Raw genomic sequence first — 21,161 nt, 5'->3', positions numbered from 1 at the left:
ACCGACATGCGCCTCCCCGATTTCATCATTGAACATATCGAGCCTATTCTTCAGGCGTGGGAGGATTTCGCCAGAACCATCGAAACGCCCGGCGCGGCGCTGGATCGTGAAGCCTTGCGCGATCATGCCGGCCAGATGCTCGAAGCCATCGTTATAGATCTACGCACCCAACAGACACGCTCGGAACAAATCGCAAAATCTCTGGGGCATGGGCCCAGCAGCGCTGAAGAGACGCCCGCCGAAACCCACGCCGTCACCCGGTTGATGGCGGGATTTACCATCGATCAGATGGTCTCGGAATACCGGCGTTGAGAACCAGCGTGCTCAATCAGTGGATGGTCAAAGTGAAGTCCGGCACGCCCTTCGATGCTGACGACATGAACCGCTTCCACGAAGCCATCGATCAGGCGCTCGCCGAATCCATTGCCAGTTATTCAAGAGCCGTGGACGCGTCGCGCAATATCTTTCTGGGCATCCTCGGCCATGATTTGCGCACACCGTTAGGCGCCATTCTGCTGGGTGCGGACAGCCTGCGCCGTTCTGCCGATGTCGGAGAACGCGGTACCCGACTGGCGAACCAGATTTTCACCAGCGTGAGACGCGCGAATCAGATTGTGGACGACTTGCTGGACTTGACCCGTTGCCAGATGGGGCCAGGCATTCCTGTTAAAAAAACGGCGTTGGATCTAGCGCCGCTGTGTGAACGCATCGTCGATGAAATACGAGCGTTTCACCCTGACGCCAACGTTGTATTCACGACGAAAGCACCGGTTGCAGGCAAATTTGATGGGCCGCGTATGGAGCAGGTGTTCTCCAACATCATCGGCAACGCTGTCCAGCATGGCGATGTTCAGACGCCCATTGAAGTGCATCTGGCGGTCTCTGATCGCTCGGCAATCTTTACCGTGCACAACCGCGGAGAGCCTATTGCCGAGGATGTACTGCCGTTTATTTTCAATCCCATGGGGCGTTTTTCGCAACGCTCGGTCGTTGATCACCCGCCTTCCGAGGGGCTGGGTCTGGGGCTGTTCATAGTTTCCGAGATCGTCGCATCACATCAAGGAACAATCGAGGTTGTCTCCAACACCGCGCACGGCACCTCTTTTTTGGTAAAGGTGCCGCTGGCCTGACGGCGAGTTCTAGGTTTGACTCCTCTAGCGCATGTGCAAAATGATCGGGCTGCTGCTGGCTGGATCAGTGTGTTCACGCAGCTTGCCAACGGCTTGTGCATCAACAGCGCTGGCCTGATTGCCCCATGTGCTGCGCATGAATGTCAGCACCTCGGCGATCTGCTGATCCGACAACTGCTCACGGAATGCCGGCATGCGATAGGCGTCCGGCACACCGGCAGCGACGATACGCTGCGAGCCGTTCAAGGTGATGTTGATTGCCGAGGCGCTCTCTTTGGCCAGCGCAGAAGTGGCGCCTGCCAGCGGCGGCATCCATTGCGCTTGCCCCTTGCCGTCGAGGCCGTGGCACGAGGCACAGCGCGTCACGTAGGTGTGACCACCCGGCGAATCCAGACGCGTCGCTGCCGAAACTGCCTGGTATTGCCATGGCTGGCCGTCGCGCTCGGGGTCGCCAGGCAACGACTTGAGATAGCGGGCGATGGCCGTCAGATCTTCGTCGCTCATGAACTGCGTGGAGTTGTTGAACGCCTCGGTCATTGAGCCGTAGACCACCGCGTGGCGATTGCGACCGGTTTTGAGGAACTGGACGATTTCCGCCTCGCTCCATCGGCCCAGCCCGGTGTTGTGGTCATCACGCAGACTCGGCGCGTACCAGCCATCCAGCAAGGCGCCCGCGAGGAACGGCGCAGCGGAATCATCCAGCGCCTTTTCGTTGAACGCCAGACCGCGAGGCGTATGGCAACTGCCGCAGTGGCCGGCACCCTGCACCAGGTAAGCGCCGCGATTCCATACTTCATCCTGCGACGAGTTGGGTTCGTAGGATCCGCTGTCGACAAACACACCGTTCCACACGGCAATCGGCCAGCGCAGGTTCAGCGGCCAGGGAATCGTGCTCGGGATGTTCGCTTGTTTGACCGGCGCCACGCCTTTCATGAAGAACGCATACAGCGCACGCACATCGTCGTCACTGAGCTTGACGTACGACGGATAAGGCATCGCCGGGTACAAACGGCGACTGTCAGGTGCCACGCCGTGACGCACGGCACGGTCGAAGTCGGCCAGGCTGTAACGACCAATCCCGGTTTGAGGATCCGGGGTGATGTTGGTCGCGTGAATCGCGCCCAGCGGCGTGGCCATCTCCAGACCACCGGCGAACGGTGCTGCGCCCGGCACGCTGTGGCAAGCCACGCAATCGCTGAGCCTGGCGACGTATTCGCCCCGAGCCAGCAGCGCCGGTTCGACGTCGGCGGCAGTGATCGTGTGATCTTCAAAAGGCGAGACGGGCTCGCGGGTGACATACCAGGCCAGCAGGCCTGCCGCGACCAGGCACGGCACTGCCAGCCAGCCAGCGGTTCTTGCGAATCGGCTGTTATTCATGGACGCTCCGGCGCTGATCAAGTGAAGGTGTGTCGGCTCATGGGCAGGCTGCGAACCCGTTGCCCGGTCAGGGTTGCCACTGCGTTCGCCACGGCTGGCGCGACGGCGGGCAATGGTGGTTCGCCGATGCCGCCCATTTTTTCCCCGCTCTCGACGACCCGCACATGCACCCGCGCCATCCGCGCAGGCGGCAGGATCGGGTACAAATCGTAGTTGCGCGCGCGTGGTTTGCCATCCAGCCAAACGGCCTCTTCCACCAGTGTCTGCGATAACCCCAACGCCACGGCACCATTGACCTGCGCCTCGACAATCGCCGGATTGACGATGCTGCCCGGGTCAATCGCCTGCCAGATGTCATGCACTTTGACCTGGCCGTTTTCGATCGACACCTCGGCGATCACCGCCGTGTGCGTTCCGAACGGCGAAGCCATGGCCACGCCACGCGCACGGCGGCTGCCATCCTCGGCGGTAAACGGGCCGCGCTTCCAGCCACCCGATAACTCACCCGCCGCTTGCAGCAAGGTGGTCAAACGTTTGTTGTCGCGCAGCAAATGCAGGCGCAGTTCGAACGGGTCTTTGCCGCCCTTATCGGCCAGTTCATCAAGGAACGATTCGTAGAAGAAGTCGTTGAGGGAATTGCCCACGGAACGCCAATAACCGAGCATCGCCGGGCCTTTGACGTAGATTTGCGCGATGCGCTTGTTGGCGATTGCATAGGATTTGCCCGACAACCCTTCAAGCGCGGCGGGGTCGAGTTTTTCGCCCTGCTTGCCAGCGAGGGCCTCGGTCGGGCCTTCGGTGGCACTGATCGCCTCGATTGCCAGCGGCCAGCCATCCTTGTCCAGCGCGGCGCGGAAATTCACCGCCGCAACGGGGCGGAGCACGTCACGCAGAAACTCTTCCTCGCGACTCCAGATCAGTTTGACCGGGCGACCCACCGCTTTGGCCAACTCGATCGCCTGCGGATAAGGACTGGCAGAATCGTAGAGAAAATGCCGACCGAAGAAGCCCCCCAGCAGCGGCGAATGCAAGGTGATGCGCGACGGATCCAGGCCGGTGCGCTTGGCGATGTCCGCGCGGAACATGTCCGGCGCCTGATTGGGCAGCCAGACCTCCAGCGAACCGTCCGGATTGAATCTGGCCAGCGCCGAGGGCGGCTCCAACTGACCGTGGTTGAGGTATTGATTGTGGTAAGTGGCGTCGATCCGCGTCTTGGTATCAGCAAGAATGGTCGCGACGTCGCCTTCATGTTCATCATCTTTGGCGGGGCTTTTATCTTCAGCGAGGCGCTTGAGCCAGGCATCGCTGGAAAAGTCGGCGGGCATCGGCCGGACTTTGCTGTCGGCTGATGGTTCTTGCCAGTCGACCTGAATCGCCTCGACCGCGCGTTTCGCGTGCCACCAGCGCTCGGCAACCACTGCCACGGCGCCCGGCAGACGGTGCACGGAATGCACGCCTTGCATCGCCTTGACCTGGTCTTCGTTGCGCAGGTTGCCCACCGTCATGCCCAAACGCGGCGCATGCTGAACGGCGGCGTGCAGCATGTCGTCGACCTTCAGATCGATGCAGTACACCGCCTTGCCCGTGGACTTGTCATAGGCATCAAGGCGCTTCACCGGTTTGCCGATCCAGCGGAACTGGCGCGGATCTCGTAGTGTTATTGAGGCGGGATCGGGAACCGGCAGATCCATCGCACGCCCGGCCAATTCGCCGTAGGTCAACGACCGGCCCGACGCGGCATGCAGGACTTTACCGGGTTCGGTCGTCAGCTCGCCGACCGGCACGCCGAGTTTTTCCGCGCCGGACTGCAACAACATGGCGCGGGCCAGTGCGCCGAGGCGGCGCATCACCGGGTAACTCATGCGCACCGACATGCTGCCGCCGGTGATGCGCATGCCGTTCTCCAAAACCACGTAGGCTTCACCGGGCGGTGCGGCTTCGACGAGGAAGGTCGCCGGGTCGGCATCGAGTTCTTCACCGACAATTTGCGCCATCGCGGTGAACGTGCCCTGCCCGCCTTCCATAAACGGGCACAGCAGGCGCACGCGGTTGTCCGGGCGAATCTCCAGAAACGCCGGGACTTGCGTACCGCGCTCGGCAGTCGCCGCAGCCGTTGCGGCCTGCACGCGGGTCGAACCGAGCGGCAGACCGAAGCCAAGCACCAACGCACCGACGGCGGTACCGGTCAGAAAACGTCGGCGCGAGACATTGATCGGCTCGTGCAGCGCGAACGCGGATGCCTCACTGGACGGATCGATACGGATGCTCATCAGGCGTCCCTCTTGCCGGCCAGTTCATGCACGGCGGCATGAATGGCGTTGTAGGTGCCGCAGCGGCACAGATTGACCATCGCCGCGTCGATTTGCGCGTCACTTGGCTGCGGGTTTTGCTTGAGCAACGCCGTGGCGGCCATGACCTGCCCCGACTGACAGTAACCACACTGGGCCACCTGAAGATCGACCCAGGTCGAGACCACCCGTTTGCCGACTTCGTCAGCCTCGATGGCTTCAATGGTGGTGATTTCGCGGCCGACCACGCCGGCCACCGGCGTCACGCACGAACGCACAACATTGCCGTCGACCAGCACGGAACAGGCGCCGCACTGCGCCAGTCCGCAGCCGTACTTGGTGCCGGTCATGCCGAGGTCATCGCGGATCACCCACAGCAAGGGTGTATCGGCGTCGGCATCGACCTGATAGGTCTTCTGGTTGATTCGTAATTCCATGGCTCACCCGCTCTATCATCGGTTGACGTGCATTGTTATGAACGGTGACGCGCGGCGAGGCGCATCCCCGGTAAAGCGTGTCTGTGGTTTAGCTTGCCGCTTCTGCTTCGATTGGCTGGCCACGCAGCAGCGCCATGTCGCGACTGGGCGCGGTACCGAACAGGCGGCCATATTCACGGCTGAACTGCGAAGGACTTTCGTAACCGACCGCAAACGCCGCGCGCGAAACGTCCAGGCGCTCGACCAGCATCAGCCGACGCGCCTCGTTGAGCCGCAGCCACTTCTGGTACTGCAGCGGGCTCATGCCAGTCAGTTGGCGGAAATGCAGGTGAAAAGTCGGCGCACTCATCTGCACGCGTGCGGCCAGATCGTCGATGCGCAGTGCAACGGTGTAGTTGAGTTTCAGCCAGTCGATGGCTTTGGCGATGCGATAGCCCTGACCATCCACCGCAGTGATCTGCCGCAGGCGTGAACCTTGATCGGTATTGAGGAGCCGGTAATGGATTTCGCGCAGGATCAGCGGCGCCAGCACCGGGATCGCCTCGGGTTCATCAAGCAGGGCCAACAGCCGATCAAGCGCGCCTTCCAGCGCCGAGGACACATTGCCAATGCCGGCGCCGGTGCCTGTCGATGGCTGCCGCTTGGCGGGCAAGCCACTTTTGGTGATGACCTCGGCGAGCATGCCGATGTCCAGTTTCAACACCAGACCGACACAGGGCTGCTCAGGGCTGGCGAGCAGCACTTCGGAGTTGGCGGGTAAATCCAGCGACGTGACCAGAAACCGCGAAGGGTCGTAACGATAACCCTCCCCTCCGACCCACAAGCGTTTCTCGCCACGGCCGACCAGAATCAGGCTCGGTTCGATCATGCACACGGCAGGTGGCGCTGGCTGGTCGCGGCGAAACAGCGACAGCCCGGGTATGCAGGTCGCGAAGTCACCCGCTGCGCTGATGCGCGGGTCAATCTGCAACGCTAACGGCGATTCATGGCGATGGGGGATGTGGATCATGGTCGGTCACTCCTGTTGACCGAACTGTAGTCCGCGCAACCGAGCTTTCCTATCAACAACCCTGCATCCTCAGAGGATCAGGCAAGCATTCAAGAGGAATGCACTAGAGCAGCGGCGGATCGACCGGGAGAATGTGTCGAACTGTTACAGGGGCATGCCCTTGCAGGCATCCATCGCTTCACCCCCTGCGCATCACCTCCTACGCTTTTCGCGCAACACAGGTAGTTTCCATGACAACCCCTCTTACCGATCCTTCTACAAAGAAAAGCGGCTGGAGCGCCGTGCTGGCCATGTCCCTGGCCGCGTTCGCTCTGGTCGCTTCAGAATTCATGCCGGTCAGCCTGCTGACGCCGATTGCCGCAGACTTGCATATCACCGAAGGCCAGGCGGGTCAGGGCATTTCCGTGTCCGGTGCGTTCGCGTTGATCACCAGCCTGCTGATTGCAAGCATCGCTGCCCGCGTTGAACGCAAGAAATTGCTGTTGAGTCTGACCTTGCTGATGATCGTGTCAGGCACGATCGTCTCGCTCGCGCCGGGGTATCCGTCATTCATGATCGGACGTGCCTTGATCGGTATCGCCATCGGTGGTTTCTGGTCATTGTCGGCGGCGACGGCCATGCGTCTGGTGGCGCCTGATCAAGTATCGCGCGCACTGGCCATGGTCAACGGTGGCAACGCGCTCGCAACGGTGATCGCCGCCCCGGCGGGCGCCTTCCTCGGTTCGTTGATCGGCTGGCGCGGTGCGTTTTTCTGTGTGGTGCCGGTGGCAGCGCTGGCCGCGGTGTGGTTGATGATCAGCCTTCCGTCCTTCAAGGCCGAACGCAAGGCCGGCGGCGCCAACGCCCTGCAACTGATGCGTCAGCCGCCCGTGGCCTTGGGCATGATCGCCGTCAGCGTGTTTTTCATGGGCCAGTTCATGTTGTTCACTTACCTGCGCCCGTTCCTTGAGGGCGTCACCGGCGTCAGTGTTTCAACACTGTCTTTGATGCTGTTGGGGCTGGGACTCGCAGGGTTTATCGGCACCTTTCTGATCGAAAGATTCATGGGCCGCGGCCTCTACCGCACGCTCACGGTTATCCCGTTGATCATGGCCGGCATCGCTTTGGCACTGGTGAACTTCGGCGAGTCGGCAATGCTGACGGCCGTGCTGCTCGGACTGTGGGGATTGGTCGCCACGGCCGCGCCGGTCGGCTGGTGGACATGGCTGGCGCAGACGCTGCCGGATGATGCGGAAGCCGGTGGCGGCATGCTGGTGGCGATTGTTCAACTGGCGATCGCCGGCGGCGCCATCGTCGGCGGTTTGGCCTTTGATCTGAGCGGCTACAAAGCCACATTCGAGTTGAGCGCTGCCGTGCTGGTCGTCGCGTCCGTACTCGCGTGGCTGGCGGGGCGCGCAGCCACTGAAGTGCATTTTGCCGAATCGAACGTGACGGCCTGACGTGATCAGAACGCCGGCACTACATCGCCGTGATAACGCTCAAGAATGAACTGCTTCACTTGCGGCGAGTTAAGCAATGCGCCGAGCTTCTGCACCGCCGGCGCGTTGGCCTTGTCGCGGCGCACGTACAGGTAATTGGCGTACGGCGATTCTGAGCTTTCGATAAACAGCGCATCTTTGTGCGGCACCAGTTTGGCTTCCAGCGCGTAGTTAGCGTTGATCAAGGCCAGATCAACCTGATTCAACACGCGCGGCAGCATCGCCGCTTCAAGCTCTTGAAACTTCAGGTGCTTGGGATTGCTGACGATGTCCAGGCGCGTCGCCATGATGTTGTCAGGGTCTTTGAGGGTGATCAGGCCTTGTTTGGCGATCAGCAACAGTGCACGACCGGAGTTGGTCGGGTCGTTGGGAATGGCAATGGTGGCGCCATCCTTGAGTTCGCTGATGTTGTTGATCTTCTTCGAATAGGCGCCGAACGGTTCGATGTGTACCGCGACGACGGGCACCTGATCGCTGCTTGGGCGATCCTTTTTGTAGGCTTCGTAATACGGTTTGCTCTGGAAGTAATTGGCGTCGAGCAAACCTTCATCCGTCTGCCGGTCGGGCTGAATGTAGTCAGAGAAGACTTTGACGTCGAGCGTCACGCCTTCTTTTGCCAACTGAGGTTTCAGGAACTCGAGAATCTCGGCATGGGGCACGGGCACCACAGCAATTTTCAAAGTTTCCGCATAGGCAGAACCCATGGCGGCGACCAGCAGTGCGACGGAGAGCGCGACACGTTTCACGATAGTTTTCCTTCGAAGCGTTTCAGGGAGAAAGAGGACAGATCCAGGTCGGTCGAGCCACGCATGCACCACTGTGCAAACGCCTCGCCCAGTGCCGCGGAATGCTTGAAGCCATGGCCCGAACACGCCGACACGAACAGCGTGTGTTGCAGCGACGGATGCTCGTCGATGATGAAGTGGCGATCCGGCGTGACGGTGTAGGCGCAGACGGCGGACTTGCTGACCTTTGCGGTCACGCCGGCGATGCGCTTGTGTACTTGCTGCTCGTACATGTCCTGCGCTTCGGCTGCTGAAACCGTGCGGTCGATGGCCTGCGGCGCCGATGCGGTGTGGTACTGCGCGGTAGCGATTTTCAGGCTGCCTTCGCCGGGTAATGCGGGGAAGCCGTAGTTGATTTTGTCGTCGTCACGGCCGTGGGTCAGGATAAACGTCGGTGAATGGCCCACCAGTCCGGCGTTCTCTTCCAGTTCGAACCAGAACAGTTTCTGCCGGTACACGCTGAGCAGATTTTCAAACGGTTTGCCGAGCAACTCGCCGCTCCAGTTGCCCGCGCTGATCACCAGTTTGTTGGCAAACAGCGTGCGGCGGTCGGTGGTAACGGTGACACCGTCCGCGTCCGAGGTGATTGCGGTGACGGTCTCGCCTTTATAAAGCGTCGCCCCGTGCTGCTCGGCCAGTTTGAGCTGCACATTGATGCAGCGCTCCGGACGCACGAAGCCGCCACCGGGTTCGAAATAACCGATGGCCGAGTCGTGCACGTGGGCGAATTGAGGAAAGCGCTGGCGTATCTGCTCGGCGGACAAGACTTCGTGCTCGATGCCGTAGGTCTGCGCCAGACCGATGGTGCGCAAGGTGAAGTCGTTCTGATCTGCAGGATCGAACTCGGCGCTCGACGTCAGCACCAGCAACCCGGACTGCTCGAACAGTGACTCACCCGACAACGCCTCAAGCTCACGCCAGATGCGATGCGAATTACGCACGATCGGTACATATTGCGCGCCCTCGCCAACCGAAAGCCTTGTGATTCGAGTATCGCCATGACTGGAGCCGAGGTTATGCGGCGGGTGATGACGATCAATTCCGACGACGTTCACCCCCGCTTTCGCCAACTGGTAAACCGTGGCGGCGCCCATCGCGCCCAAGCCTAAAACCAGCACCTCACATCGCTCGGACATAAATAGTCACCGATCAAAAAGGCGCCAGTTGAGCGGTAAAAGAATCGGAATTCCAAGATTATAAAAGCATATCCATATAGCTCGACGCGTCCACCGGAGGCTCTGGGTCGGGCTACCGGGTGGTTATTCGTCGCATTTACAACCTGGCGCAAATGATTTACGCCTTGCGGCGCGACATTCAGTGTCTGTCACAAATCACAATCAAGCTGACATAACAGCGTTTTTTTGCATATTTCGACAGACATTTCAGCGTCTAAGCTTCACCTCAGGCATGAGCCAAAACCGCGAACTACGCTTCACGGTGAAATTTGTGATTTAACTAGGTAGTTACCTAACTATATAATGCGCGCCTCATTTCAACGGGACACTCAACGTGAAGCAGAGTCAACGCCTCTCGGGCATATCAAAATTCATTCTGGTCGGGCTGGGCGTCGTCATCGCCCTGCTCGGCTTGGCGCTGGCTGCGGGCGGCGTGAAGTTGGTCAGCCTGGGAGGTTCGTGGTACTTCCTGGTAGGTGGCTTGGTCATGGCCGTTTCCGGTTTGCTGATCGCGCGCTTCAAGCTGAGCGGTGCCTGGTTGTTCGCGGCGTTCCTGGTCGGGACGGCAATCTGGGCTGTCAGTGATGCCGGTCTGGTGTTCTGGCCGGTGTTCTCGCGCCTGTTCATGTTCAGCGCGATCGGCTTGGTGGTGGCCTTGGTCTACCCGATGCTCAAGCGCGCCAACGGTGGCGTTGCGGGTCGCGGCGCTTACGGCGTTGCCGCTGTATTGGCGGTTGGCCTGGCCGTTGCTGCCGGCAACATGTTCGTCGCGCATCCGACCGTTGCCGCCACCGGCACTGGCCCGGGCCTCACTCCGGTTGAGCCGGACAAGGCGCAGAAGGATTGGGCGCACTACGGTAATACCGAAGGTGGCAGCCGCTTCGCTGCGCTGGATCAGATCAATCGCAACAACGTCGACAAGCTCAAAGTAGCGTGGACCTATCACACCGGCGACATCGCCGAGAGCGATGGCAACGGCGCCGAAGACCAGCTCACCCCGCTGCAAATCGGCAACAAAGTGTTCATCTGCACCCCGCACAACAACCTGATCGCCCTCGATGCCGACACCGGCAAAGAGCTGTGGAAGAACTCGATCAACGCCCAGTCGAAAGTCTGGCAGCGCTGCCGTGGCATGGCCTATTTCGATGCGACTGCCGCCATTGCCCAGCCGAGCAATTCGAGCATCATCGAAGCCAAACCGGCGCCGGCCGCCAATTGCCAGCGTCGTCTGCTGACCAATACCATTGATGCTCGCCTGATCGCGGTCGATGCCGACACTGGTGAGTTCTGCCAGGGTTTCGGCAACAACGGTCAGGTCGATCTGAAGGCCGGTCTGGGTAACGTCCCGGACAGCTACTATCAGTTGTCCTCCGCGCCGTTGATGGCCGGCACCACTGTCGTGGTCGGCGGTCGCGTGGCTGACAACGTGCAAACCGACATGCCGGGCGGCGTGATCCGTGGTTTCGACGTGATGACCGGCGCCATGCGCTGGGCGTTCGACCCGGGCAACCCGCAGGATCGCAACGCGCCGGCAGACGGCAGCACCTACGTGCGCAGCACGCCGAACAGCTGGGCACCGATGTCGTATGACCCGGCGACCAACACGGTCTTCCTGCCGATGGGCAGTTCGTCCACCGACATCTATGGTGTCGAGCGCAGCAAACTCGATCACACCTACGGTGCTTCGATTCTCGCGCTGGACGCCACCAGCGGCGAAGAGCGCTGGGTGTTCCAGACCGTGCACAACGATCTCTGGGACTTCGACCTGCCAATGCAGCCGAGCCTGATCGACTTCACCAAGGACGGCAAAACCGTTCCGGCGCTGGTCATCGGCACCAAGGCCGGGCAGATCTACGTGCTCGACCGTGCCACCGGCAAACCGCTGACCGACGTGAAAGAAGTGCCGGTCAAAGCGGCGAACATCCCGAACGAACCGTACTCCCCTACCCAGCCGAAATCGGTGGGCATGCCGCAGATCGGTGCGCAGCACCTGACCGAATCCGACATGTGGGGCGCCACCCCGTACGATCAGTTGCTCTGCCGCATCGACTTCAAAGGCATGCGTTACGACGGTTTGTACACCGCGCCGGGCATGGATAAATCGTTGAGCTTCCCGGGTTCGCTGGGCGGCATGAACTGGGGCAGCATCTCGACTGACCCGGTACACGGTTTCATCTTCGTCAACGACATGCGCCTGGGTCTGTGGATTCAGATGATCCCGTCGCAGAACAAAGGCCAAGCCACATCCGGCGGCGAAGCACTGAACACCGGCATGGGCGCCGTTCCGCTAAAGGGCACGCCTTACGCCGTGAACAAAAACCGCTTCCTGTCGGTGGCCGGCATTCCGTGCCAGGCACCGCCGTTCGGCACCCTGACCGCAATCGACATGAAGACGCAGAAAATCGCCTGGCAGGTTCCAGTCGGTACGGTTGAAGACACCGGTCCGTTGGGTATCCGCATGCACCTGCCGATCAAGATCGGTCTGCCAACCCTCGGCGGCACGCTGTCGACCCAAGGTGGCCTGATCTTCATCGCCGGCACGCAAGACTTCTACCTGCGCGCGTTCAACAGCGGCAACGGTGAAGAAGTCTGGAAAGCGCGTCTGCCGGTGGGCAGCCAGGGCGGCCCGATGACTTACGTCTCGCCGAAAACCGGCAAGCAGTACATCGTCATCACCGCGGGCGGCGCTCGTCAGTCGACCGATCGTGGCGACCTCGTCATGGCTTACGCGTTGCCGTAAGCCGTCGTCACTTCATCCAGTCAAGCGCGGCACCTTAGGGTGCCGCGCTGCTTTGCTCCATTGCCCAAGATTCCAGCAGGAAGATTCACATGCAATCGGCTGTTCGTTTTTCTCGTTCCGACCTGTTCAAAGGCCTGTTGATCGGCCTTTCCTGCACCACTGCCCTGCCCGCGCTGGCCGCCGGCGAATCCGATCTGTTGACCCGCAGCACGCTCACTGGCGACTGGGGCGGATTGCGTCATCAGATGGATGAACAAGGCGTTAAATTCACCGGGGACTACAGCGGCGAAACCGCTTACAACGCTGACGGCGGCTTGCACCGTTCGGCGCGTTACTCGCAGAACATCAAGCTCGGCGTGCAGTTCGATCTGAGCAAATTGTATGGCGTCGATAACGCCGGCAAAGTGCAATTGACCATCAACGACAGGCGCGGCAACAGCGCTTCGGAAGACCTTGTCGGCAACCGTTTGCCGATTCAGGAAAACTACGGCGGCCTGTACACGCGCCTGACCGAACTGAGTTACGAGCGCAGCCTGTTTACCCCGGCGCTCAATGTGAAACTCGGCTACATGGCGATGGGTAACGACCTCGGTGGCCTCGACAGCGGCATTCTCTGCAACTTCATGAACGCCGGTTTCTGCGGTCATCCGCTGAACATGTCCGGCGGCAGCGGCTGGACCAACTACCCCAACGCGCATTTGGGCGTGCGGGTGAAATACGACCTGTCGTCCTCCTGGCAATTGCGCCTGGCGGCGTTCAATGTCGACCCGGAAAGCAACGGCAACTCCAGTCGCGCCTGGCACCTTGGGCCGAAACACACCACCGGTACCGTGGTGCCGATCGAGTTGGTGTACAAGCACGGCGGCGAATTGCCTGGCGAATACAAGGTGGGTTACTACTACGACAGCTCCGACGTGAAACGCATCGGCAGCGACGATGAAGTGTCCGGTCGCGGCGGTCATTATTTGCTGGTTGATCAAGCGGTGTGGGCTTCGCAGACTTCCACCGGCCGCAGCCTGCACGCATTCGGTCAGTATTCAGCGGCCAGCGACGCGGCCTCGCCGTTCAGCAAGTGGTATGGCACCGGCGTGGTGTTGTACAAACCGTTCGACAGCCGCCCGCATGACACCGTCGCTCTGGGTTACGGTCGCGCCGTGCCTAACCCGCGCAGCCGTGATGTGCAGCAAGACGCTGCACTGGCGAATGGCACCGCGTTCCCGAATCTGGACAGCGCCGAGCAATTGATCGAACTGGGTTACGGCTATCAAGCCACGCCATGGCTGACGCTGCGCCCGAATGTGCAATACATCATCGAACCAGGCGCGTTCTCAGGGCAGGACATCGACAATGCACTGGTTGTGGGCCTGCAAGTAAAAGCCTCGCTCTAACACCACGCCCTGTAGGAGCTGCCGCAGGCTGCGATCTTTTGACGTTGTTTTTTAAGATCAAAAGATCGCAGCCTGCGGCAGCTCCTACAAGGGTTCAGCGTTGCAGTGTGTAAGGGGTTTAGTGTTGCAGGGCGTAGCGGCGACAGTGTTCGAGATAGCCTTTCTCATGACTGCCAACCAACTGCACAACACTCGACCAAAGCCACGACGGCGCATCCAGCGTCTTCGAGCGGCAGTTTTGCAGTTCGCTGATCCATGATGACCGCGTTGCCAGGTCCATCTGCCGTGCGTGGGCAATCCCCACCACTCGTGCCAGATACCCCGCCGCCAACATCGCATCACGCTGACTCAACTGATCGAGTTCCAGCTTCATGTCTTGCGGCAACAATTCGCGGACAAAAAAGCCATGATCAAGCACGCGCGTCGCAATCATACGGTTACCCAACCCCGGCGATAGAAACCGCGCGCCTTCTACGACACGTTTACCGTTATCGCGCGGCATCGAAGACCTGGCCGCACGCGGTGCTGCAGCCGTTACCGCTTCTTTGACATCGAGCAGGCAGAAATCCTGATCATCGCCCTCGCCCACGCCCAACAACACCGCGTAACGCTTCAATCCGAGCGAGCTGCAGCCTTTGACCCAATACGCCGAGTCGAGCAGTTTGACCCGGTCATCCTTCGACCGGCCCTTCAACGAAGTCACTAACGTATGAATATCGTCGGTAGCGCACAGGGTTTTCAGCGCCGCACGCTCTGCCCGCGAAAGCGACCAGAAGTGTTTGCCCAAGTGAATCGTCGGTTTGGTGTTCTCGATACGCTCCTGCGCCAGATGCTTCCACGTGCGCTGCACCGCACTGCGCATGCCCGCCTTGACCTGCGCCGGGCGTGGCGGTTCTTTATCGACGTCGTCGACAAAGGCTTGCTCGTAGCCGCGCATCATTTCTTCGAGCATGCGCGCGGTCGCGACACCGGGCAGATCGGAACCGCGTGCCGCCGTGGCCAATGACAGGGCAAGCCTGACCAGATCGTGCGCAGGATTGCCGATAACGGTCTGATCAAGGTCGCGGATATGGATGTCGATCTGGCCTTTCAAATCCCCGGTGGGCCCGAGGTTGCCGGCGTGGCAATCACCACAGATCCATACGGCAGGCCCGTGGGGAAGGCGCCGGCCGGGTTGGCTGTGCAGCCATTCATAAAATTGAACCGTGCTGCCGCGAACATAAGCATGCGCTGACCTCGCCATCTTGAAATTTCGCAGTTGCGAAAGGGTTTCCAGGCGTGCGGATGGACGAGGTGTTTTCATGGGGACTTCTGGCAGGGGATGTGCTCTGTTGACCCCTGCCATCCGGCAAATGTTTCAGAATGTTTCTGGTTTCTTATAAATCTTCACAAATACCAACGATACTCCCGCGCGCTGATCTCCTGCATAAACGCCAAATGATCCTGACGTTTGTTCTCGCAATACACATCCACAAACTCGGCGCCCAGCCCTTCACGCAGTTGCGGCTGCTGCTGCATGGTTTTTACCGCTTCAAACATTTCAGTGGGGAAACCGATACCGCTGTCACGGTCTTCATTCAGCGGTGCGATGGGTTCCTTGCCCGCTGCCAAGCCGTGTTCCAGTCCCACCAGAATCGCTGCCAACACCAGATACGGATTGGCATCCGCGCCGGCCAGTCGATATTCAATGCGCAGGTTTTTCGCGTCCGATTCAGGAATGCGCAAACACGCATCACGATCCTCAAAACCCCAGCTTGCCTTGGTCGCCGTGTTGACCGTACCGCCCAAGCGGCGCATCGCATTCTGGTTCGGGGCGAAGATCGGCATGCTGTGCGGCAGCAATTCCAGACACCCCGCCACCGCATGACGCAACGGCTGTTGTTGATTCGCCGCCAGCAGATTATTGCCGTCAGCATCGTAAAGACTGACGTGCACATGCATGCCACTGCCCGGGTGCTGCAAATACGGTTTGGCCATGAAACTGGCGCGATAACCGTGTTTGAGCGCCACGCCACGGGTGCTGCGGCAGAACAGCGCCGCCCAATCGGCAGCACGCAATCCATCGTCGAGATGCCCGAAATTGATTTCAAACTGACCGGGGCCGAGTTCCGCCGTGATTACCGTGGCGTCGATACCCTGCGCTCGTGTCGCCTCGACCATCTCATCCAGCACCGGCGCAAACCGCGACAAGCGCTCGATGTGCATGTTCGGCTGATCATCGGCATCGTCGGTCAGGTCATCACGAGGGAATTGCGGGAGGCCGTCGCGCAGCTTTTTATCGAACAGATAAAACTCCAGCTCGAACGCCACCACCGGGTGAATGCCTTTACGCGCCAGTCGATCGAGCACCTGCGCCAGCACTTCACGGGGTTCGAATTCGATGGGTTTTTCAGTGCCGTCCGAGGTAATCAGCATCTGCCCCAGCGGCTGCGCTTCCCAGGTCACCGGCTTCAAAGTGCCCGGCACCAAACGCCGTACGGCGTCCGGATCGCCATCGTTAAAGCAGTAATCGCCAATCTTGAACAACCCGCCCTGCACGCCCAGCAGCACGCAGTTTTGCGGCAACTTGAGCGCGCTGCCCGCCGCGACTTTTTCGAGCATGTCGATCGGGTAGCGCTTGCCGTAAAAGTGCCCCGGAATATCCAGAGAAATCAGGTCGACATAACGCACTTCGGGGTGTTGTTGGCGAAACGCGCGCACTTCAGCCAACAGGTCGGCGCAGACAGCGTCCATCGTGTTCATCCTTTATTTGTTGTTATCAGGTGTAGACCCACAGCACGCGTGTGAGCTGATCGGTGAGATTGCCGTAGCGGCAAACGGTGTGGCTGTCGAACTGGAAACTGTCGCCAGCCTTGAGCGTTGCCGGCTCTTCGTCGTCGCCCAGCCACAGCGTCAACTCGCCTTCGAGCACGTAACCGCCCTGCTCCGAGCTGTCCGTCATATGCCGATCACCGCTGCTGGCTCCCGCCTCCAGATGACTTTCAAGCATCGAAAACGAGGCGCGCATCTGAGGCGACACCAGAATGTCGGTGATGCCGTTGGCGTAATACAGCGTGCGGCGCTCGTCCGGGCGCGTGACCCACGGCAGCTCTTTGGGTTTGGGCAAACTGTAGAAATAGGTGGTCGGCACGCCAAAGGTTTCGCTGATCGCGGTGAGGTCTGCCACGGTTGGCCGCGACAGGCCGCGCTCGACCTGCGAGAGAAAACCCACCGAGCGGCCGATCTTGTCGGCCAACTCCTTCAAGGTCCACTTCTTGTGCTTGCGCAGGTCATGGATGAGGATCGCCAGCGCGGCGATTTCTTCTTGCTTGTTCATGATTCAACTTCCGGAAAATGACGCATCAGACGCTGTCGCGCAGTCGATACCAGGCCTTGCCGATGGCTTCCAGCGGCGCGGCGAAATGTTTACCGCCGGGGAAGCGGCCATTGCTCAGGCCTTGGTACAACGCCAATTCATCACTCTGACCGAAAATGGCATCGGACACCGCGCGGGCGGCGGCCAGTGTCGGCAACACGCCATGCCCTGAGTAGCCTTGAAGCCAATAGCGATTGCCCTCGCCGCCGACATCCGGCGTGCGTTTCAACGTCAGATCGATATGGCCGCCCCAGGCAAATTCCACCTCGACGCCTTTGAGTTGCGGGAACACTCGCTGCAGAAACGGCCGAGTGGCCGCCGCAATATCCTTGGGCATGCCGCCCAGATACGTGCAGCCGCCGCCGAACAACAAACGGTTGTCCGGTGTGCGGCGGAAGTAATCGAGGACGAATTGGTTGTCGGTCACGCAGACGTTGCTCGGCAGCAATGCCGTGGCTTGCTCGGGCGTCAGCGGCGCGGTGGCGACCTGATAAGTGCCGACCGGCAAAATGCAGGCGGCCAGTTGCGGATCGAGTTCATCGAGATAAGCGTTGCAGGCAAGGATCAACACATCAGCGCGAACTGATCCGCGCGCAGTGTTGACCCGAAAACCTGCGCCCTCCTCCTGATAACTCAGCGCTTTGCTTTGTTCGTAGATGTGGCCACCGGCACGTTCTATCGCGGCGGCAAGGCCGAGGGCCAGTTTCAAAGGATTGAGGTGTGCGCCTTCCGGATCGTAGAGCCCGGCCTGATAGCGATCGCTGGCCACCCACTCGGGCAACTGTTCACGCGCAATGAACTGCAAAGCATCGTGGCCCCATTTGTGGCTGGCCTCGTGTTGCCATTCGGTCAGCAATCCAACCCGGCGCGGCATCACCGACGTCCACAAATGACCGGGCCGATAGTCACAATCGAAACCATGACGCCCCGGCAATTCACGCAACTCCTGCGCCGCCCAGCGCATACCGTCCCACAGACGTTTGGCGCGTTCATGGCCGAGCGCGGCTTCCAGCGGCGGCATGTCGCACGACCAGCCAAGAATCGCCTGCCCGCCATTACGCCCCGAAGCCGCCCACGCCACCCGACTGGCTTCCAGCAACGTCACGCGTTTACCGGCCAAGGCCAGACGCAACGCAGTGTGCAGCCCACTGAAACCGGCGCCAATGATGACCACGTCGGTGTGCTGCTCACCTTCCAGCGCAGGTCGCTCACGCAAAATATCGGCGCAACTGTGGGCGTAATAGCTGTCGACGTGCTGCGTGGATTGCTGAAACATTCGCGACCTCGTGAAATTATCTTTTTATAATTTCATGAAAATCTACAGAATTAATTTCATAAGAACAACCCGCCGACGTCAAACACAGCACGTTTAGCCGTTCGCCATACTGCGTGCGCGGCTCGTGAAGTCGGGTTGCGGCTTGCTCGTCGCTGTTCTTTCTCGGCATTTGCCTGCAAGGCTTCATAGGCCCAATCCCGATACTCAGGTTTTGGCTCGACATGCACAGCAATAATGACTATGTCTTTCTTGGGCTCGGAAAGCTCAATATTTACTCTCTCGACTCTGGTTGCCTGCAGGCCGAACGCGTCCAGGATTCTCTGTGTTGATCGACCATTTCCTTTACTGGCCAAAAAACGCTCGCGTATGCCTTCTGGTTTTTCGGTAGCGAGTAAAGCGTCCTTGTTGATGACGTCCCAACGCAGAATGACTTTCGGCATCACCCCGTAAAAATTATTCAGTTTTGAAACTTGCTTGTATTGATACCAAGTCACATCGGTTGCACTGAGCTCGTTGCCGGCACTGCGAAAATTTGCAAGCATCCTCCAACGTCCCGGCGAATACTCATTATCAAAATAATCATGAGGTTTGGGGCGATTGCCGTCTTCAGTGACGAATATGTGCGCGTTGTCCGGACTGTAATTGTTAAAGCCGTCCTCGACTGCTTTCTCACGCACTGCTGCTGTCTGCTCATTTACGTCGCGACGCCTGAATGTTTCTGGATTCAGGTGATACCCCGAAACCATCGCACTGGGCGCATATTCTGAATACTCCTCCGGCAGCCGCCCATCCCCATCCCGGTACCGCAGCGGATTGTTCCTGACCATCCGAAACAGATTCAAACCATCAACAACACCCGCCGGATCCGGATTGATCCAGCGATTCAACCACGGCGCGTAATACCGGAATCCGAAGTAATACAGCCCTGTCGCATCACGTTCCTTGCCCGAATAACGAACGGTCTTATACGACGTCTCGACCTCGCTGCGACTCGCCCACCAAGCGGTTGCGCCGTCAGGGTAATAACCTTCCTGACTGATCAATCGCCCTGCCGCGTCCAGCTCCAGACTGCTGCTGCCCAAATGGTCGCTCAGGCTGTAGCTCAATCGATCATTGGTCATCTCGGCGGGCGGCTCACTCTCCCAGTGCAATACCCTCACCCCGCTGCGCCCGGCAGAGATGCTGATGACATGCAGGACTTCGCCAGTCGCGGTATTAGTGCGCAGTTCCAGGCCCGGCAAATAGCGCACTTCGGCCTGGTGAGTTCTGTTACGAGCCTGGGTAAAGCGAGTTTTACGAACGCGCTGACCTGCACTGTCATAGGCATACCGTTCGGTGTCGTTGGCTGCCTCGGTTCGCTCGACCGGTGTGACTTGCCGCAGTTGATTACGCAGATCCCAAGCCAATGCCTGACCCGGTTGTAATTGCTGCACATTGCCGTTGGCATCGAACGCTGCGTCTGGATCACCCTGATTTTTGACAACACCGCGATTGCTGAACGCCGCAATCTGCATCTCGCGGGTATGGGAGTGCGCGCCGACATGCTGCAGCCGAACCAGGTTGCCGCCGGCATCGTAGTTGTAGCGTTGGGTGTAATTGGCGAACTGATCGGGGCTGGATGCCGCAGCCTCTCGCCCGGTGGCTTCGATGAGTCGGGACAGACTGTCATAGCGGTAGGCACTGACGGAATCGATCCGTTGGTTATTGAAAAAACGCACCGTTTGTACACCGTCCTCAATGCTCAGGATATTGCCCACCGGGTCAGAGGTGTACGTCAGATCTTGAAGGCGAGTACCGTCGGGCTTCAATGCGAGCAATTGTTCCAGACGACCATCGATTGGCGAATAACGTGCCGTGGTGATGGCCGCATCGCCAGCGACTTCCCGCTCGATCTGGCCAGAGGTGTTGTAACTGATCGTTGACAGCAACACCGCCTCAGCCTGACCCGCCAGTTGCAGACTGCTTCGGTGCAATTGACCCGCCACGTCATAGGCAGAACGGCGGCAATGTCCCCGCGCATCGGTCAGGCTAAGAAGATCATTCAGTGCGTTGTAATGCTGAAGGGTGACTGCGCCGCCTCCTGGCTCCAGTAACGCATCGCATTGCGCCACAGACTTCGGCCAATCCGGAGCAGTTGCCAGCGCCAAAAAGTGCTGTGATTGCCGCAAAACTGCACCTTGCAGGCTGGCCTCATGAATGTGCAATGAACCCGCAGGATCGTCGTGACGCATCAACTGTCCGCACAAATTGCTCGCGGATGCTTCAGTGCCTGCATAACGCAAACGCTCGACACAACGCTCGCTTTCGCCGTGGACCTGTTCAAACACCGCGACCGGCCGCAAGAGCAAGTCGTACTCAAAGCGCGATTGATTTTTGCGGCCGTCCCAACGACAGATCGTCTGCCCGGAATCTTTTACCAGATTGACCCGCCAGCCGGCGTCGACGTTGCTGCTGGCCAAGTCCTGACCGGATAAAGAGCAAACCGTCGACTGGTTTGCCGGCGTCTCAACATCAGACTCAGCCAACGCCCACAATCGCGGATCCCACTGTTTCACCGCACGGCCGCCAGCGTCATGCAGCTGACGATCTACTCGCACTTCTGCCGCATCGTCGATCTGCGTTCGGCAATAATTGACCGTTCTGACCAGAAGACGTCGAGCATCAACGACCGCCAAAATCGGTGTGTTTGAGTTGAGCGTTTGCTTCATAAGCGTTGCCATCGG

General features: G+C 59.7%; 14 protein-coding genes and 1 pseudogene. 4 read left to right on the top strand and 11 right to left on the bottom strand.

Annotation, left to right across the window (positions count from 1 at the left end; genetic code table 11):
• Nucleotides 1-6: 6 nt before the first annotated feature.
• Nucleotides 7-1,130, top strand: a pseudogene (locus AD669_RS12565) (ATP-binding protein).
• A 24-nt stretch (nucleotides 1,131-1,154) separates the two neighbouring features.
• Here the strand turns inward: AD669_RS12565 and AD669_RS12560 are convergent.
• The 4 genes from AD669_RS12560 to AD669_RS12545 form a co-directional block, all read right to left on the bottom strand.
• Nucleotides 1,155-2,507 (bottom strand): cytochrome c, encoded by a 1,353-nt coding sequence (locus tag AD669_RS12560; protein WP_053120141.1) that lies wholly within the window; start codon nucleotides 2,505-2,507, stop codon nucleotides 1,155-1,157.
• A gap of 17 nt (nucleotides 2,508-2,524) precedes the next feature.
• The gene (locus tag AD669_RS12555; protein ID WP_053120139.1) at nucleotides 2,525-4,777 is read right to left on the bottom strand and encodes a xanthine dehydrogenase family protein molybdopterin-binding subunit; all 2,253 of its coding nucleotides are present in this window, start codon (nucleotides 4,775-4,777) and stop codon (nucleotides 2,525-2,527) included.
• Nucleotides 4,777-5,232, bottom strand: coding sequence for a (2Fe-2S)-binding protein (locus AD669_RS12550; protein WP_053120137.1), 456 nt, complete (start codon nucleotides 5,230-5,232; stop codon nucleotides 4,777-4,779). Before AD669_RS12550 ends, AD669_RS12555 begins: the two co-directional genes overlap by 1 nt.
• An 88-nt stretch (nucleotides 5,233-5,320) precedes the next feature.
• Nucleotides 5,321-6,241 carry an AraC family transcriptional regulator gene (locus AD669_RS12545; protein WP_053120135.1) on the bottom strand — a complete coding sequence of 307 codons (921 nt, stop codon included), beginning with the start codon at nucleotides 6,239-6,241 and terminating at the stop codon, nucleotides 5,321-5,323.
• A 230-nt stretch (nucleotides 6,242-6,471) separates the two neighbouring features.
• Here AD669_RS12545 and AD669_RS12540 point away from each other — a divergent pair, with 230 nt between their 5' ends.
• Nucleotides 6,472-7,680: an MFS transporter gene (locus AD669_RS12540; RefSeq protein WP_053120132.1), complete on the top strand. Its 1,209-nt coding sequence runs from the start codon at nucleotides 6,472-6,474 to the stop codon at nucleotides 7,678-7,680.
• A 5-nt stretch (nucleotides 7,681-7,685) separates the two neighbouring features.
• On the opposite strand, the gene AD669_RS12535 is transcribed toward AD669_RS12540, so the two are convergent.
• Together AD669_RS12535 and solA are read right to left on the bottom strand one after the other, a co-directional pair.
• Nucleotides 7,686-8,465, bottom strand: a complete 780-nt coding sequence (locus AD669_RS12535; protein WP_156316147.1) for a MetQ/NlpA family ABC transporter substrate-binding protein — start codon at nucleotides 8,463-8,465, stop codon at nucleotides 7,686-7,688.
• A complete protein-coding gene (gene solA, locus AD669_RS12530; protein ID WP_053120130.1) occupies nucleotides 8,462-9,640 on the bottom strand; it encodes an N-methyl-L-tryptophan oxidase in 1,179 nt (392 codons plus the stop codon). Before solA ends, AD669_RS12535 begins: the two co-directional genes overlap by 4 nt.
• Before the next feature lie 373 nt (nucleotides 9,641-10,013).
• Here solA and AD669_RS12525 point away from each other — a divergent pair, with 373 nt between their 5' ends.
• Nucleotides 10,014-12,419 carry a glucose/quinate/shikimate family membrane-bound PQQ-dependent dehydrogenase gene (locus AD669_RS12525; protein WP_053120128.1) on the top strand — a complete coding sequence of 802 codons (2,406 nt, stop codon included), beginning with the start codon at nucleotides 10,014-10,016 and terminating at the stop codon, nucleotides 12,417-12,419.
• Nucleotides 12,420-12,508: 89 nt separating this feature from the next.
• Nucleotides 12,509-13,807: a carbohydrate porin gene (locus tag AD669_RS12520; RefSeq protein ID WP_053120127.1), complete on the top strand. Its 1,299-nt coding sequence runs from the start codon at nucleotides 12,509-12,511 to the stop codon at nucleotides 13,805-13,807.
• Nucleotides 13,808-13,925: 118 nt separating this feature from the next.
• Here AD669_RS12520 and AD669_RS12515 read toward each other — a convergent pair whose 3' ends face one another.
• The 5 genes from AD669_RS12515 to AD669_RS12495 form a co-directional block, all read right to left on the bottom strand.
• Nucleotides 13,926-15,110, bottom strand: a complete 1,185-nt coding sequence (locus AD669_RS12515) for a DUF2252 family protein (protein ID WP_053120125.1) — start codon at nucleotides 15,108-15,110, stop codon at nucleotides 13,926-13,928.
• A gap of 83 nt (nucleotides 15,111-15,193) precedes the next feature.
• The gene (locus tag AD669_RS12510) at nucleotides 15,194-16,540 is read right to left on the bottom strand and encodes a glutamine synthetase family protein (protein WP_053120123.1); all 1,347 of its coding nucleotides are present in this window, start codon (nucleotides 16,538-16,540) and stop codon (nucleotides 15,194-15,196) included.
• 25 nt (nucleotides 16,541-16,565) lie between these two features.
• Nucleotides 16,566-17,123 (bottom strand): helix-turn-helix domain-containing protein, encoded by a 558-nt coding sequence (locus AD669_RS12505; RefSeq protein WP_053120121.1) that lies wholly within the window; start codon nucleotides 17,121-17,123, stop codon nucleotides 16,566-16,568.
• Nucleotides 17,124-17,148: 25 nt separating this feature from the next.
• The gene (locus tag AD669_RS12500) at nucleotides 17,149-18,438 is read right to left on the bottom strand and encodes an FAD-binding oxidoreductase (RefSeq protein ID WP_053120119.1); all 1,290 of its coding nucleotides are present in this window, start codon (nucleotides 18,436-18,438) and stop codon (nucleotides 17,149-17,151) included.
• Nucleotides 18,439-18,494: 56 nt separating this feature from the next.
• Complete coding sequence (locus AD669_RS12495) at nucleotides 18,495-21,146, bottom strand: RHS repeat-associated core domain-containing protein (protein ID WP_082341435.1); 2,652 nt, start codon at nucleotides 21,144-21,146, stop codon at nucleotides 18,495-18,497.
• Between the last annotated feature and the right edge of the window lie 15 nt (nucleotides 21,147-21,161).

The sequence above is a fragment of the Pseudomonas sp. P1.31 genome, from assembly GCF_001269815.1.
GTDB lineage: Bacteria > Pseudomonadota > Gammaproteobacteria > Pseudomonadales > Pseudomonadaceae > Aquipseudomonas > Aquipseudomonas rustica.
Note: the sequence above shows the minus strand (reverse complement) of the source record. Positions and strands in the feature narration are given on the sequence as shown.